Source organism: Lactococcus cremoris subsp. cremoris KW2 (genome assembly GCF_000468955.1).
In the GTDB taxonomy this organism is placed as follows: Bacteria; Bacillota; Bacilli; order Lactobacillales; family Streptococcaceae; genus Lactococcus; species Lactococcus cremoris.
On the sequence record NC_022369.1, the window covers coordinates 1212707 to 1232633 of the forward strand.

Genomic DNA, 19927 nt, shown 5'->3' on the forward strand with positions numbered 1-19927 from the left:
TGTGTTATTTTGAGTATAAGGGAGCCTTATTTTTGATTACGAATTGATTTAGTCACGGATATCAGTAGAAAAAATGAAATCAAAGTATTGCTTGAATTTTCTTGATAAAAAGATTGTTGCTATTTAAATTAAGTTATATAGTTATCAAGCGAATATGCTAGCTTAACAAACTATTTATGTAATAATATAGGTATGGTAATCAAAAAAACGCATACATAGTTTTAGGGAGGGAACGTATGACTAGTAAAATAAAATCATTGACATATCTTCTATTATTTATTGTGGGAATCGAAATTATTGGTGGCTTATCTGGTTTCTTTGCGGGAAATATCAAGGAAATTTATAATAATCTCATACTTCCGCCGCTGGCTCCGCCAGATTATTTATTTGGAATTGTTTGGCCGATACTCTATGCTTTAATAGCTATTGCCGCTTATTTGATTTTTTATAATCTTAAAAATCAAAAGAGTGATAGCCAAATTGCTTTGTTTTATTTTGGAATACAACTTATTTTAAACTTCATCTGGAGTATTATTTTTTTCAAGGGATATTTTTGGTTGGGAGTCATTATTATTCTCCTACTAGATTTCATTGTTTACCTCTGTATCATCAAATTTTCAAAAATTAATAGGTTATCCTCTTTTTTCTTAATTCCTTATTTTATTTGGATTGTTTTTGCAACTTATTTAAGCATTTCAGTTGCCATTTTAAATTAGATATATTTTTAGTAAGAATAAGCTATTATTAAGCATACTTACGGGAAATCGAATACTTTAGATTGGAGAGAAACAATGAATTTTATCAAACCATTTATTATAAGTGGAATAATCTTTTTGGTTTTAGATATTTGCTGGCTATTTTTTGCAAATAAGAAAATATATCAAACAAATATTGGCAACTTGATGGGAGATTTTAAAATTGTTCCAGCTATTATCTTTTATATTATTTATCTTGTAGCTTTAACATTTTTTGTATTAATGCCTGGACTTGAAAAAAATAGTGTTGGTTATGTCTTATTTAGTGGTGCTCTGCTGGGTTTAGTATGCTATTCTACTTACGATTTAACGAATTTGGCCTCCCTTAAAAACTGGTCACTAACTGTAACGATAATTGATATCATTTGGGGAACTTTTGTAAGTTCACTGAGTGCTAGTCTTTCATTTCTCGTGATTACAAAGTTTATGAAAGGATAAATAATGACAAAGATAAAATCTGAAGATCGTCTATTAGAAAGCGTTATAGCTGGTGCACAAAGAGTTATTAATGGAAAAGATGAATTAAATAAAATAAATGTGTTTCCAGTAGCCGATGGAGACACAGGGAGCAATTTAGCCTCTTTAATGCAAACAATCGTTGATAATTTATCTAATAATAAATATTCAACAAATCTCTTGCTTGACGAAGTAGCTTCGGCAGCTCTAATTGGAGCTCGGGGGAATTCTGGAATTATTTTTGCCCAATACTTAAATGCTGTTTCAGATTATTATGGTGTCTATGAAACTAATTTAGAAATACTAGTTGTGGCTTTCAATAAGGCAGTCAGAAATGCTTATGATTCGTTAATTGAACCTAAAGAGGGAACAATTTTATCGGTCATGAGGAGATGGGCAGATGTATTACTGATAACCTTTAAAGAAAGTTCATCTTTTGAAAATGCCCTCTTAGAAGCAAAAGCAGAAGCTTGGAAGGCTCTAAAGGAAACACAATTCCAGATGTCAATTCTAAAAAAGAACAAACTTGTTGATTCTGGCGCAAAAGGCTTTTACTACTTTGTCTCAGGTTTTACTGACGCTTACTGTGGTGAAAGTTTGGGTGGTCAACAAGAAGAGATTATTCCTAATAAAAAAGAAGAAGACAAACCATTTATAAAAGAACACTTTATATCTGAAGCACCTAAAAATCGTTATTGTTCAGAATTTATTATCAAAGAATCCCAAAAACAAGAAAATGACTTAAAAGAATTGCTACGAAAGTGGGGAGATTCTTTGGTTATCGCTGGAAATAAAAAGCAATTAAAGATTCATATTCATACTAATCATCCGGAAAGTATATTAGCATTATTAGAAAACTGGGGAACAATCATCTACCAAAAAGTTGATGATATGCAATTACAATATGAAATTTCTCAAAATAGGAAATCTTCGATAGCTATCGTCACAGACTCTGTTGCCGATTTATCCGCGGATTTTATACTTGAAAATCAAATTTTTGTTTTGCCTCTAAATATTTCAGTAGGGGAGCAAAATTTTCTAGATAAACTTACAATCAATCCTCAAATTTTTGAAGAAAAGTATAATAAGAATCTAAAAATGACTACTTCTCAACCAAGTATCCAATCGGTTGATTCACTTTTTTCTTTTTTGGAAGGAAAATATGACCACATAATTGTTATTTCGGTTTCTTCTCAATTAAGCGGAACCTATCAACTGATTAAACAAAGGATTAGAGAGAAGAAAGTCACAGAGAACCAAGTACATCTTATAGATTCCAAATTAAATTCAGTTGCTCAAGGACTATTAGTTAAGCAAGCTGTTAAAATTATCAGTGAAGAAAAGCCTATTGAAGCAATCCTTAATGAAATAGAGAATATCATTGACCGGGTATTTATTTATGTTGCTGTTGCAGATTTATCACCAATGATTAACTCAGGAAGAATTCCAAAGTTTCTGGGAGAAGTTGCACAAAAAATATCAATGCATCCAATTATTAGTCTTGATAAAAGAGGAAATGGAAAGCTTATCGGCGGTTCATTTAGTCAAGCTAGGAGTATGGATAAGATTTTGAAAAAAATTGTTTTGTTGTCAAAAAAAGGACAAATTGAAGAATTAGCTTTGACACATGTTTTATCAAAAGAAGCGGCTTTAAAGTTAAATGAAATAATCAAAGAAAAAACTACTAAAAACTCTGAAATCTTAGACAGTTCAGCAGCAATTGGAATTTCTGCAGGACTTGGAAGTTTAGCAGTTGCAGGACTTTTAAAGGAGGTTCAATGATTTATATAACCGTTTTAGTCACACTATTGCTATATTTTATCTGTTGGTTTCTTATTGCGACATCTAAAAAGAATTATGGTTTGATAGATATTGCCTGGGGAGGAGGATTTGTCCTTACAGCTGTGGTCACTTATTTATCTTCAACTCGAATCACGATGCAAAATAGTTTAATCTCAGTATTAGTGATAGTTTGGGGACTACGCTTAGCAGTTCATTTAGGAAGAAGAAATTGGAATAAAGCAGAAGATTATCGCTATACAAATATGCGTAAAAGATGGGGGAATAATTTTCCAAAATTAAAGGCTTTTCTCACGGTGTTTATGGTGCAATTTCTTTTATTATTTCTTATTGCCCTGCCAATTATTCAGGTAAATGCAGATACTAATTCTCATTTTTATTGGTGGCAAATTTTAGGAATAATAATCTGGTTAATTGGCTTTATTTTTGAAGTTATTGGAGACCGTCAGCTAGAAGCCTTTAAAAAGCTCCCAAAAAATAAAGGTAAACTATTAACTAGTGGACTTTGGTCACTGACAAGACACCCTAATTATTTTGGCGAGTCGATGTGTTGGTGGGGAATATTTCTAATTTCTCTGACCGCTTTATCAAGTTTTTGGTTGGTTATCAGTCCTCTATTGATTACCAGTTTACTTTTGTTCGTATCCGGTGTACCAATTCTTGAAAAAAAATATAAAAATCGACAAGATTTTAGAGAATATGCCAAAATCACACCAAAGTTTGTTCCTTTTATTGGAAAAAAGGGATTATAAAAAAGTTAATCTAGTATAATGCAGAGTCTTACTGTATTTTATAAATGTAAATTTGTGCTTGCACACCAAAAATTTATTTTGGAGGAAGATTTAAAAAAACAAGAAAAGCCATAACTAATATGGTTTTTTTTGAGAGACAAAAAGTAATAAGGCTATTTATATAAGATCATCCAATATTATTTTATAATAAGAGAGATATTTTATAAAAATAAATGTTGACTTTTAAAAATATAAGTATTATAATTCAGATAATTAAGAATTTACAAACAAGAGATGAAAGAGTAGTCTTACTTATCAGTAGAGAGAGCCTTGTTGCTGGAAAAAGGTCTGATGCTAAGATGAACCACACTCATCGCTATCTTACTCACCAAAAAATCGTGAGCGTTGGCTACGTTACTGCTGAGTTTAATATAAACTCACTGAGTCTACTTTTGTGAAAAAGTAGTAAATTAAGGTGGAACCACGACATTACCGTCCTTTAAGCCAAGTGCTTAAAGGCTTTTTTTGTATTATATTTATCATTTTTATTCTCGAAAGGAGAAACATATGAGTTGGCAAAATAATCTGCGTTCTGTAAGCCCCTATATTGCAGGAGAACAACCAGAACTTACTGACATGATTAAATTAAACACTAATGAAAATCCCTATCCGCCCTCTTTGCAGGTCCAAAAAGTAATTGAAGATTTCAAATCTGACAACTTGCGACTTTATCCAAGTACTGACGCAAAAGTTTTGAGAAAAGCGTTGGCTACGTATCATCATTTAAATACTGACCAAGTCTTTATTGGAAATGGTTCTGACGAAGTTTTATCTCTTAGTTTTCTGACTTTTTTTAATAGTGAAAAACCACTTTTGATGCCTGATATTACTTATTCTTTTTATCCAATTTATTGTGGACTTTATGATATTCCTTATCAAAAAATTCCTTTGGCTGATGATTTTAGTCTGTCAGTAAAATCTTACTTGCAAGAGAATGGTGGAATTGTCATTGCCAATCCTAATGCGCCAACAGCTTTAGCAATTGAACTTCAGGAAATAGAAGAAATTTTACAAAATAATCAGGATTCTATTGTTTTAATTGACGAAGCCTATATTGACTTTGGCGGGGAATCTTGTCTTCCTTTGCTTGAAAAATTTGATAATTTAGTAGTTGTACAAACTTTTTCTAAATCTCGGAGTTTGGCTGGAATTCGTTTGGGAGTCGCCTTTGGCTCAGCCGAAGCAATTGCTCATTTGTATGATGTGAAAAATTCTTTTAATTCTTATCCGATTGATAGCTTGGCACAAAAAATTGGCGAAGCGAGTTTAAATGACGAAACTTATTTTCAAAAGTCTGTCAGTAAAATTATTACTACTCGTGAGAATTTCAAAAATGAATTGATAAAGCTTGGTTTTCAAGTGACTGATTCTAAAACAAATTTTGTTTTTGTCCATCATCCAAAAATAGATGCTACAACACTTTTCAAAGTACTCTATGAAGCAAAAATTATTGTCAGACATTGGAATCAAGCACGAATTTCTGATTGGTTACGGATTACTATCGGCACTGATAGAGAAATGAACACAGTGATTCAATTCTTAAAGGAATATTTAAAAAACAAGGAGAAAAGTTACTGATGGAAAAAATGAACTATTTGCTCCCCGAAGAATCGGGTGAAATGACATTGTCAGGAATTACGACACTTCGCAAGATAGAACAGAAGTTGCGGAACTTGTTTGAAAGTCAAAATTATCAGGAGGTCATGCCACCGAATTTTGAATATGTTGAGCTTTATACAGGACTTGACGCAGGATTTGAGCAAGAGAAGATGTTTCAATTTATCAATCATGAGGGTAAATCGATTGCGCTTCGTTATGATTTTACAGTCCCTTTGGCACGAAATTTTGCCTTATCAGAGCTGACAGAAGCTCGGTATAGTTATTTTGGTAAGGTATTTCGTAAAGAAAAGCGTCATAAGGGACGTCGGACGGAGAGCTATCAGGTCGGGACAGAATTGTTGGGATTGTCAGAAGTGACAGGAGATCAGGAGATTTTAGGACTGACTTTTATGATTTTAGAGGCTCTAACATTGAAAAACACGATCGTAGAAATTGGTTCGGCTGCTTTTTATAAACGTTTGTGCGAGCTGTCAGGTGGAGATGCGCAACTTTTTTCGGAACTTCTTGAGAAAAAATCACTCTCAGGTATGAAAGCTTTCGTGGACAAGCACGAAATGACAGGCGCCCCACGTGACTTGTTGCTTGCTTTGATGACCACGACCGATTTGCCAACCATGAAAAAATTAGTTTTGGCAACAAAGGATAGCGAATTGTCTCAGGCATTCGAAAGGCTAGAAGCACTAAAGATGACTGACAAGACAACAAGCTGCCAAATTCATTACGATTTTGCCATGGTACCTGCGATGGGCTATTATACTGGGCTGATGTTTCAGGTTTATGTAGAAGGTGTGGCGCAGGCGATTGTGTCGGGCGGGCGCTATGACAAGCTGCTGAAACAGTTCGGTAAAACCACGGGCTCAATTGGCTTTTGCGTCCATATGGACAATGTTGTGAAAGGATTGAATAATGATTAAAATAGCAATGACCAAAGGGCGCATTCAAAAGCAGGTCACGATTTTGCTAGAACAGGCAGGATTTGATATGACGGCGGTGCGCGAAATGGGACGTGAGTTGGTGGTAACCATACCAGATGATTTGGAAATTATTTTTGGAAAAGCCAATGATGTCATAACTTTTTTGGAGCATGGAATTGTTGATATTGGATTTGTCGGTAAAGATACGCTTGATGAAAATGATTTTGATGATTATTATGAGTTATTAGATTTAAAAGTTGGTCAGTGCATCTTTGCCCTTGCTTCCTATCCAGATTTTTTAAATAAAAAATTTCACAGGCGTAAGCGAATTGCTTCGAAATATCCAAGAATCACTAAAAATTATTTTGCTCAAAAGCAAGAGGATATTGAGATTATCAAATTAGAAGGGTCTGTTGAGCTTGGTCCAGTCGTTGGTTTAGCAGATGCCATTGTTGATATTGTCGAAACTGGAAATACACTGTCAGCAAATGGCTTAGTCGTGATTGAAAAAATCAGTCAAATTTCAACCCGAATGATTGTTAATAAAGCAAGTTTCAAATTCAAAAAAGATAAAATCATAGAAATAGTGGAGAGATTAGAAAATGCTCAAACAAATTGATTATCAAGGAAGTCTTGAAGAAGTTGCAAATAAATTTCAAGGACGAAAAGCCGAAGTTTCAGAAGAAGTAAATAAAAGTGTTCAAGAAATTGTCAATGCTATTCGTAAAGAAGGTGATTCTGCCTTATTTAGCTATGCAAAAAAGTTTGATGGATATAATGCTGACAAAAATAATTTACTTGTCACGCGCAAGGAGCGCGAAGAAGGATTAGAAAAAATTGATGAAAATTACTTTAGAATTCTGCGTCGTACCAAATCACAAATTGAAGAATTCCATAAGCATCAATTAGGAAATTCATGGAGCATTTATAAAGAAAATGGGGTTATCATGGGTCAAATTGCACGTCCTTTAGAACGTGTCGCCCTTTACGTTCCAGGTGGCACAGCAGCCTATCCTTCAACAGTTATTATGAACGCAGTGCCCGCACTTTTAGCAGGGGTTAAAGAAATTATTATGATTACACCAGTTAAGTCTGACGGGCAAGTGAATGCAAATATTTTAGCCGCCGCTGAAGTTTGTGGAATTGAAACAATCTATAAAGTCGGTGGCGCTCAAGCTGTGGCTGCCGTTGCTTACGGGACAGAGTCTATTCCTAAAGTTGATAAGATTGTCGGACCCGGAAATATTTTTGTAGCCACGGCCAAGAAAATTTGTTACGGTGTGGTTGATATTGATATGATTGCAGGGCCGTCAGAAGTTTTGGTCATTGCTGACGAAAAGGCAAATCCAAAATATATCGCTGCTGATTTAATGGCGCAAGCCGAACATGATAAACTTGCGTCAGCAATTTTAGTGACAACTTCTGAAAGTCTTGTTCAAAAAGTAGATGAAGAATTAGAAAAACAAGTTCAAAGTTTAGAACGTCGTGAAATTATTGAAAGTTCTGTCAGTAATTATGGCGGTGCCATTGTTGTCAAATCTATTGACGAAGCCTTTGAAGTTTCTAATCAATTGGCTCCGGAACATTTAGAAGTTTTGACTAGTGATCCTTTAGCCCAACTTCCAAAAATCAAAAATGCTGGTTCAATCTTCCTTGGAGAATACACGCCAGAACCATTGGGCGACTATATGTCAGGAAGTAATCATGTCTTACCTACTGGCGGAACGGCCAAGTTTTATTCTGGCTTAGGCGTCTACAATTTTGTCAAATATTCAACTTATAGTTATTATCCTAAAGAAATTTTGGCGGATTTCAAAGAAGATGTTGTAACTTTTGCTAAATCAGAAGGATTGAGTGCTCATGCCAATTCAATTTCTGTGAGATTTGATGATGAAAAAAAGGAGAAATAAATGCGTACAGCAACAATAACTCGTGAGACAAAAGAAACACAAATCTATCTAACGCTTGATTTAGATGGCTCAGGAAGAAGCGAAATCGATACCAATATTGGTTTCTTAGACCACATGTTGACACTCCTTGCTTTTCATAGCGATTTTGATATTAAACTCACTGCTCATGGCGACCATGAAAATTCAGGCATGGACCCACATCATCTAATTGAAGATGTGGCAATTTCTCTTGGAAAATGTATCAATGAAGCTTTAGGAGATAAACTTGGAATTCGTCGCTATGGCAGTTTTACCATTCCAATGGATGAAGCACTGGTTACCTGTGATTTAGACATTAGTGGACGCCCTTATTTGGTATTTAATGCCGATTTATCAGGAAATCAAAAACTTGGTGGCTATGATACCGAAATGACTGAAGAATTTTTCCGAGCCCTTGCTTTTAATGCTGGGATTACTTTACATCTTAATGAACATTATGGGAAAAATACGCATCATATCATTGAAGGAATCTTTAAATCTACGGCACGTGCCCTTAAACAAGCGATAAGTATTGATGAGACTAAAGTTGGAAAAATACCAAGCAGTAAAGGAGTTTTGTGAGCGAGTTAAAAGAGTTATACATTAACATTGAGGAATTCCCTGAAAAACTTCAGAATACGTTAAAAGATGCAAAAGTTTATGATAGCAGTTCATCTCCTGAAGCCCAAGTGTTGTTCATTGATAAGAAAGACGGTTATTATTTAAAGATAGCTTCAAAAAAATCATTAGAGCGAGAAGCTGAAATGACAGACTATTTTAAAAAGAAAAATTTAGGCTTAGGATATATTTCTTATTTATCAGACCAGTCACAAGATTTTCTGCTCAAAGAAAAAATACAAGGAGACAATTATCTAGCAAAGCAGTATCTCAAAAATCCAAAACAACTATGTGATAGCCTTGCTGAAAATCTACGATTCCTTCATGAACAGAATTTTGAAGATTGTCCGATTTTAGACCATTCTGAACGTTATCTGAAAAAAGTTGAAAATAATGCAAGACTAAAGAAATCAAATCTAGATTTTGTAACTAACTATAATATTCATACACCCGAAGAAGCTTATGATTATATAAAAAACAATCAATTATTATTAAAGGATGATACGCTTTTACATGGAGATTACTGTCTACCTAATATCATTTTAGATAATTGGCAATTTAAAGGCTTTATCGATTTGGATTGTGCAGGTGTTGGTGACCGACATATTGACCTCTTTTGGGGAGCATGGACGCTCAATTTCAACATTGGGACTGACCAATATCGTGATCGCTTCTTTGATGCCTATGGTCGGGATAATATTAATATTGACCGATTGAAATTAATTGGCTGTTGTGAGGTTTTTGGATAATTTTAAATATAAATAGGAATTTATTTCCATTTATTATTGAAAGGAGAAGTATGGCAAATATTGTTATCATCGACTACAACCTTGGAAATCTTCAAAGTGTCCAAGCAGCATTTTTACGATTGGGACAAGAAACAGTAATTTCGAGAGATTTAGAAGAAATTCGCAGGGCAGATGCACTTATTCTTCCAGGAGTGGGGGCTTTTCCTACCGCAATGAATAACCTGAAAAAGTTTAATTTAATTGATGTTTTAAAGGAGCGAGCTGATGCCGGAATACCTATATTAGGGATTTGTCTAGGAATGCAAGTGCTGTTTGAAAAAGGAATGGAAATAGAAGAATGCCAAGGGTTAGGGCTTTTAAAAGGAGAAGTCATTCCAATAAAATCAAGTGAGAAAATTCCACACATGGGTTGGAATCAATTAAAACTAGTCAAAACTAAGCCAATAACTGCTTATTTGGCTGATAGTGATGAAGTTTATTTTGTTCACTCCTATCAAGCGACTTGTCCTGATGATGAACTCATTGCCTATACAACATACGGAGAAGCGATGATTCCTGCCATTGTGGGGAAAAATAACATTATCGGTTGCCAATTTCACCCTGAAAAGAGTGGAAAAATTGGCGGAAAAATACTAAGAGCATTTTTGGAGGAAATTTAATGGAAATTATCCCAGCGATTGATTTACAAAATGGAGAAGCTGTGCGTCTCTACAAGGGGGATTATGATAAGAAAACGGTCTACTCTAAAAATCCACTAGAAATTGCTCAAAAATTTGAACAAATGGGAGCAAAATATTTACATTTAGTCGACTTAGATGGTGCTAAGCTAGGGCAAACCAGAAATTTAGAGATTGTGCGAAAAATAAAAGACCAAACTAATTTAAAAATCGAAATTGGTGGTGGAATTAGAAATTTAGATACAGTTAGCCTTTATCTTGAACAGATTGGCGTAGAACGTGTGATTTTAGGGACGGCAGCAGCAGAAAAACCTGATTTTCTTAAAGAACTATTGGTTAAATATGGTTTGAGCAGAATTGTTGTTGGAGTGGATATTAGGGAGGGTTTTGTCTCAACGAGTGGTTGGTTAGAAAAAACAACTCTTCCTTATCTATCATTTTTAAAAGATTTAGAGAAAATAGGTGTTAAAACCGTCATTGTCACTGATATTTCCAAGGACGGTACGTTAACTGGACCGAATTTTGAACTTTATGATGAGATTTCAAAAGAAACTTCTTTAGATGTCATTGTTTCTGGTGGGGTAAAGGATAGTTCGGATATTCAACGAGCAGCAGATTCTGATTTCTATGGAATCATTGTTGGAAAAGCTTACTATGAAGGAAAAATTAATCTTGAAAAGGAGTTCAATCATGCTAACAAAAAGAATTATCCCTTGTCTTGATATTAAAAATGGTAAGGTCGTTAAGGGAATCAATTTTGTTGGTCTAAAAGAAATTGGTGACCCAGTGGAGATAGCAAAAATATATGAAGAACAATGTGCAGATGAAATTGTTTTTCTTGATATAACGGCTTCTTTTGAAGAACGTGAAATTATTGGTGAGTTAATCGGACGTGCAGCACGTGAGCTTTCAATTCCATTAACCGTTGGTGGAGGAATTCGTTCTATTAACGATTTTAGAAGAATTCTTGCTAGTGGAGCTGACAAAGTGTCCATAAATTCGGCGGCAATAGAAAATCCTGAACTTATCCATCAAGCGGCTAATGAATTTGGCGTTCAATGCGTTGTGGTTGCGATTGATGCCAAGGCGAATGAATCGGGGTCTAGCTTTGAAGTTTATATCAAAGGTGGGCGAGAAAATGCAGGAATTGATTTAGTTGAATGGGCCAAAAAATGTGAAAAATTAGGTGCAGGGGAGATTTTATTGACCTCAATGGATAAAGATGGTACAAAAACAGGCTATGATTTAAAAATGTTAAATGCCGTTTGCTCTGCAGTTAATATTCCCGTTGTTGCAAGTGGTGGTTGTGGTTCTATTTCGGATATTATTGATGTTTTTGAAAAGACAAAAAGTGATGCGGCCCTTGTTGCTTCTTTATTTCATTATGGAGAAGCAACAGTGGATGAAGTTAAAGAAGAACTCATAAAAAATCGTATTCCAGCAAGAATAATTAAGAAGGAGATTATATGAAACCAGATTTTCAAAAGCAGGCGCTCATTCCTGTCATTGTGCAAGATTATCAAACGAAGCAAGTTTTGATGATGGCTTATACAAACGAGGAGGCCTATCAGAAAATGCTTGAAAGTGGCGAAACTTGGTTTTGGTCACGTTCAAGACAAAAACTTTGGCATAAAGGGGAAGAATCGGGTCATTTTCAAAAAGTAAAAGGAATGCGCTTAGATTGTGACCAGGATACTTTACTTGTTTTTGTTGAGCAGACAGGTAATGCTTGTCATACTGGTGCCTATTCTTGTTTTTATGACGAAGTCATTCCTTTTGATGACTCGGATATTTTTGCTGATTTAGAAAAACAAATCGCTGACAGAAAAGCACATCCAGTAGAGAAATCATATACAAATTATTTGCTTGACCAAGGCGTTGACAAGGTTTTAAAGAAAGTTGGTGAAGAGGCCAGTGAGGTAATTATCGCTAGTAAAAATTCGGATAAGACTGAACTCTTGGGTGAAATTGATGATTTGCTTTATCATTTGTTTGTTCTGATGAATCAAACTGATCTTTCTCTTGAAGAAGTGCGGAAAAAAGCGCGTGAGCGTCATCAGATTGAAGGAAATAAAAAGGAATTTCACACAAGGACGGCAGATTAAATGAAAAAATTAGATTATCATTTGCATTCTTATTTTTCGGCTGACAGTGAGGAAAATCCCAGAAATCATGTCTTAGAAGCGATTGAGCATGGTTTGGAGGAAATCTGTTTTACAGAACATCGTGATTTTTATTTTCCTGAGATTGATTTTTCGTTGAATGTAGCCAAGTATTTTCGAGAAATCGATAGATTACAAGTAGAGTTTAAAGATAAAATTACAATAAAAATTGGTTTGGAAATGGGAATAGATTTACGATTTAAATCAGAAATTAGTGAATTTATCAATTCGGCTCCATTTGATTTTGTGATTGCTTCTGTCCATGAAATTGATGATATAGAAGTCTATGATGGAACGGATTTTTATCTAAATAAATCTAAAGAAGAAGCTCAAAAAGAATATCTTTTAGCTTGTTTAGGTATTGTTCAAAATTTTGAGTTATATAATTCTTTTGGACACTTGGATTATGTTGCTAGATATGGCGCATACGCTGATAAATCAATAAATTTTGTGGATTTTGAAGTGATATTGCTAGAAATTTTAAGAAACTTGGCTTCAAAAGGTAAAGCCTTAGAAGTGAATACGAGATTGTTTAGTGAATCAAAAACTCAGCAATTTTATAGTGATTTATTGATTAATTTTAAAAAATTAGGTGGAGAATTTGTTACTTTAGGAACGGATAGTCATGTCGCAAAGCGTGATTGGGCGGCAATTGATAATGCAAGAGAAATAATTAAAAAAGCTGGTTTTAAAGAATTAGCGACTTTCAGCAAGATGAAAGTAAAATAAAAAAAGTCTATTTGCAAATAGACTTTTTTATTTTATGATGCCAAATCTTTCTCAAGTAGAGCAAGGCGTTCTTGAACTTCTTGATTTGAAAGCTGATGAGCTTTGATATAGCGGTTATCTGGATGAACTCGACATTCATGTGAACAAGCACCAAGATATTTAGCTTCATTTTCTTTGGAAGCTAACATTTGTCTGTTGCATTCTGGATTTCCACAATTAATATAACGTTCGCAAGGACTTCCATCAAACCAATCACGTCCGACGATGACGTGTTCTTTTTGATTAATCGGAACTGCAATTCGGCTATCAAAGACATACATTTGTCCATCCCAAAGGTCCCCTTGGACTTCTGGGTCTTTACCGTAAGTAGCTATTCCGCCATGAAGTTGACCAACATCTTTAAATCCTTCACGAACAAGCCAACCTGAGAACTTTTCACAGCGAATTCCACCTGTACAATAAGTTAAAACTCGTTTTTCCATGAATTGTTCTTTGTTATCCCGAATCCATTGAGGAAGTTCGCGGAAACTTCTAATTTCAGGGCGAATTGCTCCTCGGAAATGACCAAGGTCAAACTCATAATCATTTCGTGCGTCAATGACAACTGTATTTTCATCAAGCATAGCTTCACGAAACTCTTTGGGATCAAGGTAAGCACCTGTGAGTTCCAAGGGATTAACATCGTCTTCTAAACTCAAGTTAACCAATTCTGGGCGATAACGAACATGCATTTTCTTAAAGGCATTTTGTTTGGCTTCATCAATTTTAAAAATTGTTGACGTGAAGCGAGAATCATTTTTCATGAGTGACATGTAAGCATTCGTTTGTTCAACAGTTCCTGAAACAGTTCCGTTAATTCCTTCGTCAGCAACTAAGATACGTCCTTTTAAGCCTAGGGCCTTACAGTCTGATAGGTGTTTTTGAGCGAAAGATTCTCCATCTTCGATTGGGACATATTGATAATATAATAAAACTCGATAATCTTGAGTCATTTTTTCTCCTTATTCTATTGGTACATCATAATCCATTATAATTTAATCATTTTAGCCCTATCAAAAGCAACAAAATTGCTTGTCTATTTATTAACAAGCAACTGATCCATGGACTTTATAAAAGATATTTAAAAGAAATTGTAATCTTTTTGTTGTTAAATTCTTGTTAATACAAAAAAATGCATTAAATATTATTATTTTATTGACAATTTAAAATATTAAGAGTATTATAATGTAAATTAACAAAAAAGAGGAACTTGAAATGACATACACACAATTTTCATTGTTGTTGATCAAGGTGGACCTACATTAGCTTTTTGGCTAAAATATGTAGGTCCTATTTGACAACAGTCATTTCGAGGACCAAGAGACGTCCTCAGGGCGTCTTTTTTGTTTCTTAATAAAAAATAGAGGTAATATTATGCGAAAAATTGAATTCTTTGACACTAGCCTAAGAGATGGCGAACAAACACCTGGCGTGAGTTTTTCCATAGCCGAGAAGGTAACTATTGCAAAACAACTTGAGAAATGGGGGATATCTGTGATTGAAGCTGGCTTTCCTGCAGCGAGTCCGGATAGTTTTGAAGCTGCAAAACAAATTTCTAAAGCTTTAAAGGAGACGGCGGTAACAGCATTAGCTCGTTGCGTTATAACTGACATTGATAAAGCAGTAGAGGCAGTAAGAGAAGCTCAACATCCGCAAATTCATGTTTTTATTGCCACTTCACCCATTCACATGAAATATAAGCTCAAAATAAGTCCTGATGAAGTTCTAAAAACGATTGATAAATGCGTAAGATATGCTCATGAGCAGGTTGAAGTTGTTGAATTTTCGCCGGAAGATGCGACACGTACTGAACCAGAATTTCTCTTGAAAGCCGTTCAAACAGCAGTAGATGCTGGAGCAACTTACATCAATATTCCTGATACTGTTGGTTATACAACTCCGGAAGAATATGGAAAAATATTTAAAATGTTGATTGATAATATTAAAGCTGACCGTGAAATTATTTTTAGTCCGCATTGTCATGATGATTTAGGGATGGCTGTAGCAAATTCATTAGCAGCAATTAAAGCTGGAGCGGGTAGAGTAGAAGGTACGGTCAATGGAATTGGCGAACGGGCTGGAAATGCTGCGCTTGAAGAAATTGCAGTTGCTTTGCATATTCGTAAGGATTATTATCAGGCGAAAAGTCCCTTAGTCCTTGCGGAAACAATGGCAACAGCAGAATTAATTTCGCAATTTTCAGGAATTGCTATTCCTAAAAACAAGGCGGTTGTTGGGGCAAATGCATTCGCTCATGAATCTGGAATTCATCAGGATGGTGTTCTTAAAAATGCCGAAACTTATGAAATCATTAGTCCAGAACTTGTTGGAATAAAACACAATTCACTACCACTCGGGAAACTGTCAGGTCGGCATGCATTTACTGAAAAACTGACCGAACTTAATATTTCATATGACGCAAAGGAACTTCCAAACCTGTTTGAACGTTTTAAACGTCTGGCTGACAAGAAAAAGGAAATTACTGACGCTGATATTCATGCTTTATTCACGGGCGAAACGGTGAAAAATCTGGCTGGTTTCATTCTTAATAATGTTCAGATTGATGGGCATAAAGCACTAGTCGAACTCAAAAACCAAGATGCTGAAATTTATGTCAGTCAGGGAGAGGGTTCTGGTTCAGTTGATGCAATTTTCCAAGCCATTGATAAAGTCTTTAATCATCAACTAAAATTAATTTCTTATTCTGTTGATGCTGTGACTGATGGGATTGATGCACAAGCAACAACCGTTGTTTCTGTCGAAAATCTCGCTACCGGTACAATTTTTAATGCTAAAGGGGTCGATTATGATGTCTTAAAAGGTAGTGCGATTGCTTATATGAATGCGAATGTACTGGTACAGAAAGAAAACTCACAAGGAAAGGTTGAACAAATTTCAGCTCATGATGGAATTTAAGGTGAAGGAAAATGACTAAAAAAATTGTGACACTTGCAGGTGATGGGATTGGACCTGAAATTATGTCAGCTGGTTTAAGAGTTTTAAAAGCTGTCAGTAAAAAAATTGCTTTTGAATATGAATTAGAAGCCAAAGATTTTGGAGGAATTGCAATTGATAAGCATGGTCATCCTTTACCAGAAGAAACTTTGCAAGCAGTTAAAAATGCTGACGCCATCTTGCTCGCTGCCATTGGTCACCCTAAATATAACGACGCAAAAGTAAGACCAGAGCAAGGACTACTTGCTTTGCGGAAAGAATTGGGGCTCTATGCAAATGTGCGTCCTTTGAAAATTTACCCAGCTTTGAAAAACCTTTCGCCAATCCGAAATGTTGAAAATGTTGATTTTGTCGTGATTCGCGAACTGACAGGTGGGATTTATTTCGGTCAGCATGAGTTATCAGATGAAAAAGCCCGTGACATCAACGATTACACTGCTGACGAGATCAGAAGAATTCTACACTTTGCTTTCAAAATAGCTCAAAATCGTCCAAGAAAGTTACTGACTTCTGTTGATAAGCAAAATGTTCTTGCGACCTCTAAACTTTGGCGAAAAATTGCTGACGAAATTGCTGTTGAATATCCAGACGTTACTTTGGAGCATCAATTGGTTGATTCATGTGCCATGCTATTGATTACAGAACCACAAAAATTTGATGTGATTGTGACCGAAAATTTATTTGGCGATATTTTGTCTGATGAGGCCTCTAGTCTTGCGGGAACACTGGGCGTTATGCCCTCTAGTTCTCATGGATTTAACGGACTGTCACTATATGAGCCAATACACGGCTCTGCGCCTGACATTGCAGGAAAAGGCATTGCCAATCCTGTCAGCATGATTTTGTCAGTCGCCATGATGTTGCGAGAATCATTTGGTCAAGAGGAGGGTGCTACTCTGATTGAAAAAGCAGTAACCCAGACTTTTGCTGACGGAACTTTGACACAGGATTTAGGAGGCAATGCAACGACTGCTGAGATGACAGAAGCTATTTTGAAAAATTGTCAGTAAAATGCGATTGAGTAAAGAGCATTTTATCAGTCGTCAGCGATTGAGTAAAGAGCATTTTAATTGTAGATAAAAGAACTTTCAGCATAGATGAGAGTTCTGTCAGTGAATTTTACTGGCGAAAAGTTAAAAAAATACTGACAGCTCTGTCAGTAAAATTTTATAAAGAAAAGAGATATAAAATGTCAGGTCAAACTATATTCGATAAACTTTGGAACCAGCATGTGATTGCTGGACAGGAGGGTGAACCTCAACTTTTGTATATTGATCTTCATGTGATACATGAAGTAACGAGTCCACAGGCATTTCAAGGTCTGCGTGATGCAGGGCGTAGCGTTCGACGCAGGGATTTAACTTATGGAACACTTGACCATAATGTTCCAACAAAAGATATTTTTAATATTCAAGATTTGATTTCTAAAAAGCAAATTGATACCTTTACTAAAAATGTCAAGGAATTTGGTATACCGGCAGAAGCACATGGCGGCAAAGGACAAGGAATTGTTCACATGGTCGCCCCTGAATCTGGGCGTACGCAACCCGGTAAAACAATTGTCTGTGGTGATAGTCATACCGCGACAAATGGGGCTTTTGGCGCTATTGCGTTCGGAATAGGAACCAGTGAAGTAGAGCATGTCCTTGCGACTCAAACCATCTGGCAAGTCAAACCTAAACGTATGAAAATCGAATTTCAAGGTCATCCTCAAAAAGGAGTTTATAGTAAAGATTTTATTCTCGCTCTCATTGCCAAATATGGGGTTGATGCAGGTGTAGGTTATGCGGTTGAGTATACTGGGAATGCCATTAGTGATTTAAGCATGGAAGAACGGATGACAATTTGTAACATGTCCATTGAATTTGGGGCAAAAATGGGCCTGATGAATCCTGACGAAAAAACTTATGATTATGTCAAAGGACGCGAATATGCTCCTGAAAACTTTGACGAAGCTGTCAGTAAATGGGAAAAACTTGTCAGTGATTCTGACGCGGTTTATGACAAGGTCTTAACCCTTGATGTTAGTCAATTAAAACCCATGGTGACTTGGGGAACCAATCCGGGCATGGGACTAGAATTTGGTGAAGAATTTCCTAAAATTAATGACGATTTAAACTACGAACGTGCTTATCAGTATATGGATTTAAAACCGGGACAAACCGCTTCTGATATTGACTTGGGTTATATTTTCATCGGTTCTTGTACCAATGCACGGCTTGGCGATTTAGAAGAAGCAGCAAAAATTATCAAAGGCAATCATATTGCTGACGGACTGACAGGAATTGTTGTACCCGGCAGTCGCCCTGTCAAAATCGCTGCCGAAGAACTGGGTCTTGATAAAATCTTCAAGGACGCAGGTTTTGAATGGCGTGAACCCGGATGTTCGGCTTGTCTGGGCATGAATCCTGACCAAATCCCAGCTTATGTCCATTGCGCATCTACAAGTAATCGAAACTTTGAGGGGCGTCAAGGACATAATGCCAGAACGCATTTATGCTCTCCAGCAATGGCGGCCGCAGCCGCAATCGCTGGTAAATTTGTTGATGTTAGAGAAATTGTCTAATGAATACGAACCAATTTAATCAGGTGCTCAACACTGACATTCAAGCTTTCATTCAGAACTTTGCACCAGCGATTTTGGGGATTCTCATCATCGTCTGGGTCATTAGTCGTCAGCTTCGTGCGCGTGTCGTGACTGCGCGCATGACAATCTATCTCATACTTATGGCATTTGGGGCTATCGAGATTTTCCAGTATGTTGAAAAGTCAGGATTGACGATTGGTTTTCTGGGTAATCTTCTGATTTACAGTCTGGTTTTGCCGCCTCTCTTTGGCTGGCTACGGGTCTTGACCTATACTTACTGGGTCAATGATGACCAGCAGGTTATGCGCAAAGGAAATCTTTTGACCGCTCTTTTTTGGATTATTTATATGGCTTTGCACTTGGGACTAGATCATTTCACAAAAGCGCCAGGCAATCTCTTTTTGCTCTTTGACATTGGCTTTTCTTTATTGGTGCAACGCTATCTCGCCTATAACAAGGCGCGTAAGCAATTTCCAAAAGAAATTGAGAATAATCGAAAAGCAAAAGAATGAAAATCAACTGACAGTTATTTAAAAATAAAAAATAATAGAAAGATAAAAATGGAAAAATTCACAATTTACAAAGGAACAAGCGTTCCATTGATGAACGACAATATTGACACTGACCAAATTATTCCTAAACAATTTTTAAAAGCGATTGATAAAAAAGGTTTTGGGAAAAACTTATTTTATGAATGGCGCTATAGCAAAGATTATGAGGAAAATCCCGATTTTGTGTTAAATAAGCCGCAATATCGAAAAGCCAGCTTGTTAATTTCTGGCGACAATTTTGGTTCAGGATCTTCCAGAGAACATGCGGCTTGGGCACTGGCAGATTATGGTTTTCGAGCCATTATTGCTGGCTCTTACTCAGACATTTTTTATAATAACAGTTTGAAAAATGGACTTTTACCCATTGTCCAACCCAAAGAGGCGCTAAAAAGTCTAGCCCAACTTTCAAGCCAAGAAGAAATCACAATTGATTTGCCTCATCAGTTAATTCAAACGAGCACAGAAAACTTTTATTTTGAGATTGATCCCATTTGGAAAGATAAGCTGATTAACGGTTTAGATGATATTGGGATTACTTTGCAATATGAACAAGCTATTACTGCCTATGAGCAAAAACATCAATAAAAGAGAGAAAA

21 protein-coding genes are annotated in these 19927 nt (G+C 35.8%); 20 read left to right on the forward strand and 1 reads right to left on the reverse strand.

The features are described from left to right. Positions 1–236: 236 nt before the first annotated feature. The 15 genes from KW2_RS05790 to KW2_RS05865 all read left to right on the forward strand — a co-directional run bounded on the left by KW2_RS05790 (position 237) and on the right by KW2_RS05865 (position 13199). Positions 237–716: a TspO/MBR family protein gene (locus KW2_RS05790; protein WP_011676158.1), complete on the forward strand. Its 480-nt coding sequence runs from the start codon at positions 237–239 to the stop codon at positions 714–716. Positions 717–791: 75 nt separating this feature from the next. Further along, positions 792–1193, forward strand: a complete 402-nt coding sequence (locus tag KW2_RS05795) for a DUF2177 family protein (protein ID WP_021037242.1) — start codon at positions 792–794, stop codon at positions 1191–1193. A 3-nt stretch (positions 1194–1196) separates the two neighbouring features. After that, entirely contained in the window at positions 1197–2993 is a 1797-nt protein-coding gene (locus tag KW2_RS05800) for a DAK2 domain-containing protein (RefSeq protein WP_021037243.1), read from the forward strand. Then, entirely contained in the window at positions 2990–3763 is a 774-nt protein-coding gene (locus tag KW2_RS05805) for a DUF1295 domain-containing protein (protein WP_021037244.1), read from the forward strand. Before KW2_RS05800 ends, KW2_RS05805 begins: the two co-directional genes overlap by 4 nt. 546 nt (positions 3764–4309) lie before the next feature. Then, on the forward strand, positions 4310–5380 hold the full coding sequence (gene hisC / locus KW2_RS05815; RefSeq protein WP_021037245.1) for a histidinol-phosphate transaminase: 1071 nt from the start codon (positions 4310–4312) through the stop codon (positions 5378–5380). Beyond that, a complete protein-coding gene (locus KW2_RS05820; protein ID WP_021037246.1) occupies positions 5380–6336 on the forward strand; it encodes an ATP phosphoribosyltransferase regulatory subunit in 957 nt (318 codons plus the stop codon). Before hisC ends, KW2_RS05820 begins: the two co-directional genes overlap by 1 nt. Further along, the gene (hisG, locus tag KW2_RS05825) at positions 6329–6955 is read left to right on the forward strand and encodes an ATP phosphoribosyltransferase (protein ID WP_021037247.1); all 627 of its coding nucleotides are present in this window, start codon (positions 6329–6331) and stop codon (positions 6953–6955) included. Before KW2_RS05820 ends, hisG begins: the two co-directional genes overlap by 8 nt. After that, positions 6939–8246 carry a histidinol dehydrogenase gene (gene hisD, locus KW2_RS05830; RefSeq protein ID WP_021037248.1) on the forward strand — a complete coding sequence of 436 codons (1308 nt, stop codon included), beginning with the start codon at positions 6939–6941 and terminating at the stop codon, positions 8244–8246. The genes hisG and hisD overlap by 17 nt, the downstream gene beginning before the upstream one ends. Further along, positions 8247–8846, forward strand: coding sequence for an imidazoleglycerol-phosphate dehydratase HisB (gene hisB, locus KW2_RS05835; protein ID WP_021037249.1), 600 nt, complete (start codon positions 8247–8249; stop codon positions 8844–8846). It abuts the gene before it with no gap. After that, on the forward strand, positions 8843–9631 hold the full coding sequence (locus tag KW2_RS05840; RefSeq protein ID WP_021037250.1) for an aminoglycoside 3'-phosphotransferase: 789 nt from the start codon (positions 8843–8845) through the stop codon (positions 9629–9631). Before hisB ends, KW2_RS05840 begins: the two co-directional genes overlap by 4 nt. Before the next feature lie 50 nt (positions 9632–9681). After that, entirely contained in the window at positions 9682–10290 is a 609-nt protein-coding gene (hisH, locus tag KW2_RS05845) for an imidazole glycerol phosphate synthase subunit HisH (protein ID WP_021037251.1), read from the forward strand. Then, complete coding sequence (gene hisA, locus KW2_RS05850; RefSeq protein WP_011676147.1) at positions 10290–11030, forward strand: 1-(5-phosphoribosyl)-5-[(5-phosphoribosylamino)methylideneamino]imidazole-4-carboxamide isomerase; 741 nt, start codon at positions 10290–10292, stop codon at positions 11028–11030. Before hisH ends, hisA begins: the two co-directional genes overlap by 1 nt. Beyond that, positions 10999–11778 carry an imidazole glycerol phosphate synthase subunit HisF gene (gene hisF / locus KW2_RS05855; protein WP_021037252.1) on the forward strand — a complete coding sequence of 260 codons (780 nt, stop codon included), beginning with the start codon at positions 10999–11001 and terminating at the stop codon, positions 11776–11778. Before hisA ends, hisF begins: the two co-directional genes overlap by 32 nt. After that, positions 11775–12413 carry a bifunctional phosphoribosyl-AMP cyclohydrolase/phosphoribosyl-ATP diphosphatase HisIE gene (hisIE, locus tag KW2_RS05860; RefSeq protein ID WP_021037253.1) on the forward strand — a complete coding sequence of 213 codons (639 nt, stop codon included), beginning with the start codon at positions 11775–11777 and terminating at the stop codon, positions 12411–12413. Before hisF ends, hisIE begins: the two co-directional genes overlap by 4 nt. After that, on the forward strand, positions 12414–13199 hold the full coding sequence (locus KW2_RS05865) for a histidinol-phosphatase HisJ family protein (RefSeq protein WP_021037254.1): 786 nt from the start codon (positions 12414–12416) through the stop codon (positions 13197–13199). A 32-nt stretch (positions 13200–13231) separates the two neighbouring features. On the opposite strand, the gene trhO is transcribed toward KW2_RS05865, so the two are convergent. Then, the gene (gene trhO, locus KW2_RS05870; RefSeq protein WP_011835164.1) at positions 13232–14191 is read right to left on the reverse strand and encodes an oxygen-dependent tRNA uridine(34) hydroxylase TrhO; all 960 of its coding nucleotides are present in this window, start codon (positions 14189–14191) and stop codon (positions 13232–13234) included. A gap of 421 nt (positions 14192–14612) precedes the next feature. Here trhO and KW2_RS05875 point away from each other — a divergent pair, with 421 nt between their 5' ends. The 5 genes from KW2_RS05875 (at position 14613) to leuD (ending at position 19916) form a co-directional block, all read left to right on the forward strand. Beyond that, positions 14613–16154, forward strand: coding sequence for a 2-isopropylmalate synthase (locus KW2_RS05875; protein ID WP_021037255.1), 1542 nt, complete (start codon positions 14613–14615; stop codon positions 16152–16154). Positions 16155–16165: 11 nt separating this feature from the next. Next, positions 16166–17203, forward strand: a complete 1038-nt coding sequence (gene leuB / locus KW2_RS05880; RefSeq protein ID WP_021037256.1) for a 3-isopropylmalate dehydrogenase — start codon at positions 16166–16168, stop codon at positions 17201–17203. 179 nt (positions 17204–17382) lie between these two features. Then, the gene (gene leuC, locus KW2_RS05885; protein ID WP_021037257.1) at positions 17383–18759 is read left to right on the forward strand and encodes a 3-isopropylmalate dehydratase large subunit; all 1377 of its coding nucleotides are present in this window, start codon (positions 17383–17385) and stop codon (positions 18757–18759) included. Beyond that, positions 18759–19292, forward strand: coding sequence for a hypothetical protein (locus KW2_RS05890; RefSeq protein WP_021037258.1), 534 nt, complete (start codon positions 18759–18761; stop codon positions 19290–19292). Before leuC ends, KW2_RS05890 begins: the two co-directional genes overlap by 1 nt. Before the next feature lie 48 nt (positions 19293–19340). Continuing rightward, positions 19341–19916, forward strand: coding sequence for a 3-isopropylmalate dehydratase small subunit (gene leuD / locus KW2_RS05895; RefSeq protein WP_021037259.1), 576 nt, complete (start codon positions 19341–19343; stop codon positions 19914–19916). Positions 19917–19927 lie beyond the last annotated feature (11 nt).

What these genes read in the sequence shown, in the direction of transcription:
- KW2_RS05790 (WP_011676158.1), top strand. Translation starts at nt 237, where the DNA reads ATGACTAGTAAAATAAAATCATTGACATATCTTCTATTATTTATTGTG.
- KW2_RS05795 (WP_021037242.1), top strand. Translation starts at nt 792, where the DNA reads ATGAATTTTATCAAACCATTTATTATAAGTGGAATAATCTTTTTGGTT.
- KW2_RS05800 (WP_021037243.1), top strand. Translation starts at nt 1,197, where the DNA reads ATGACAAAGATAAAATCTGAAGATCGTCTATTAGAAAGCGTTATAGCT.
- KW2_RS05805 (WP_021037244.1), top strand. Translation starts at nt 2,990, where the DNA reads ATGATTTATATAACCGTTTTAGTCACACTATTGCTATATTTTATCTGT.
- hisC (WP_021037245.1), top strand. Translation starts at nt 4,310, where the DNA reads ATGAGTTGGCAAAATAATCTGCGTTCTGTAAGCCCCTATATTGCAGGA.
- KW2_RS05820 (WP_021037246.1), top strand. Translation starts at nt 5,380, where the DNA reads ATGGAAAAAATGAACTATTTGCTCCCCGAAGAATCGGGTGAAATGACA.
- hisG (WP_021037247.1), top strand. Translation starts at nt 6,329, where the DNA reads ATGATTAAAATAGCAATGACCAAAGGGCGCATTCAAAAGCAGGTCACG.
- hisD (WP_021037248.1), top strand. Translation starts at nt 6,939, where the DNA reads ATGCTCAAACAAATTGATTATCAAGGAAGTCTTGAAGAAGTTGCAAAT.
- hisB (WP_021037249.1), top strand. Translation starts at nt 8,247, where the DNA reads ATGCGTACAGCAACAATAACTCGTGAGACAAAAGAAACACAAATCTAT.
- hisH (WP_021037251.1), top strand. Translation starts at nt 9,682, where the DNA reads ATGGCAAATATTGTTATCATCGACTACAACCTTGGAAATCTTCAAAGT.
- hisA (WP_011676147.1), top strand. Translation starts at nt 10,290, where the DNA reads ATGGAAATTATCCCAGCGATTGATTTACAAAATGGAGAAGCTGTGCGT.
- hisF (WP_021037252.1), top strand. Translation starts at nt 10,999, where the DNA reads ATGCTAACAAAAAGAATTATCCCTTGTCTTGATATTAAAAATGGTAAG.
- hisIE (WP_021037253.1), top strand. Translation starts at nt 11,775, where the DNA reads ATGAAACCAGATTTTCAAAAGCAGGCGCTCATTCCTGTCATTGTGCAA.
- KW2_RS05865 (WP_021037254.1), top strand. Translation starts at nt 12,414, where the DNA reads ATGAAAAAATTAGATTATCATTTGCATTCTTATTTTTCGGCTGACAGT.
- trhO (WP_011835164.1), bottom strand. Translation starts at nt 14,191, where the DNA reads ATGACTCAAGATTATCGAGTTTTATTATATTATCAATATGTCCCAATC.
- KW2_RS05875 (WP_021037255.1), top strand. Translation starts at nt 14,613, where the DNA reads ATGCGAAAAATTGAATTCTTTGACACTAGCCTAAGAGATGGCGAACAA.
- leuB (WP_021037256.1), top strand. Translation starts at nt 16,166, where the DNA reads ATGACTAAAAAAATTGTGACACTTGCAGGTGATGGGATTGGACCTGAA.
- leuC (WP_021037257.1), top strand. Translation starts at nt 17,383, where the DNA reads ATGTCAGGTCAAACTATATTCGATAAACTTTGGAACCAGCATGTGATT.
- KW2_RS05890 (WP_021037258.1), top strand. Translation starts at nt 18,759, where the DNA reads ATGAATACGAACCAATTTAATCAGGTGCTCAACACTGACATTCAAGCT.
- leuD (WP_021037259.1), top strand. Translation starts at nt 19,341, where the DNA reads ATGGAAAAATTCACAATTTACAAAGGAACAAGCGTTCCATTGATGAAC.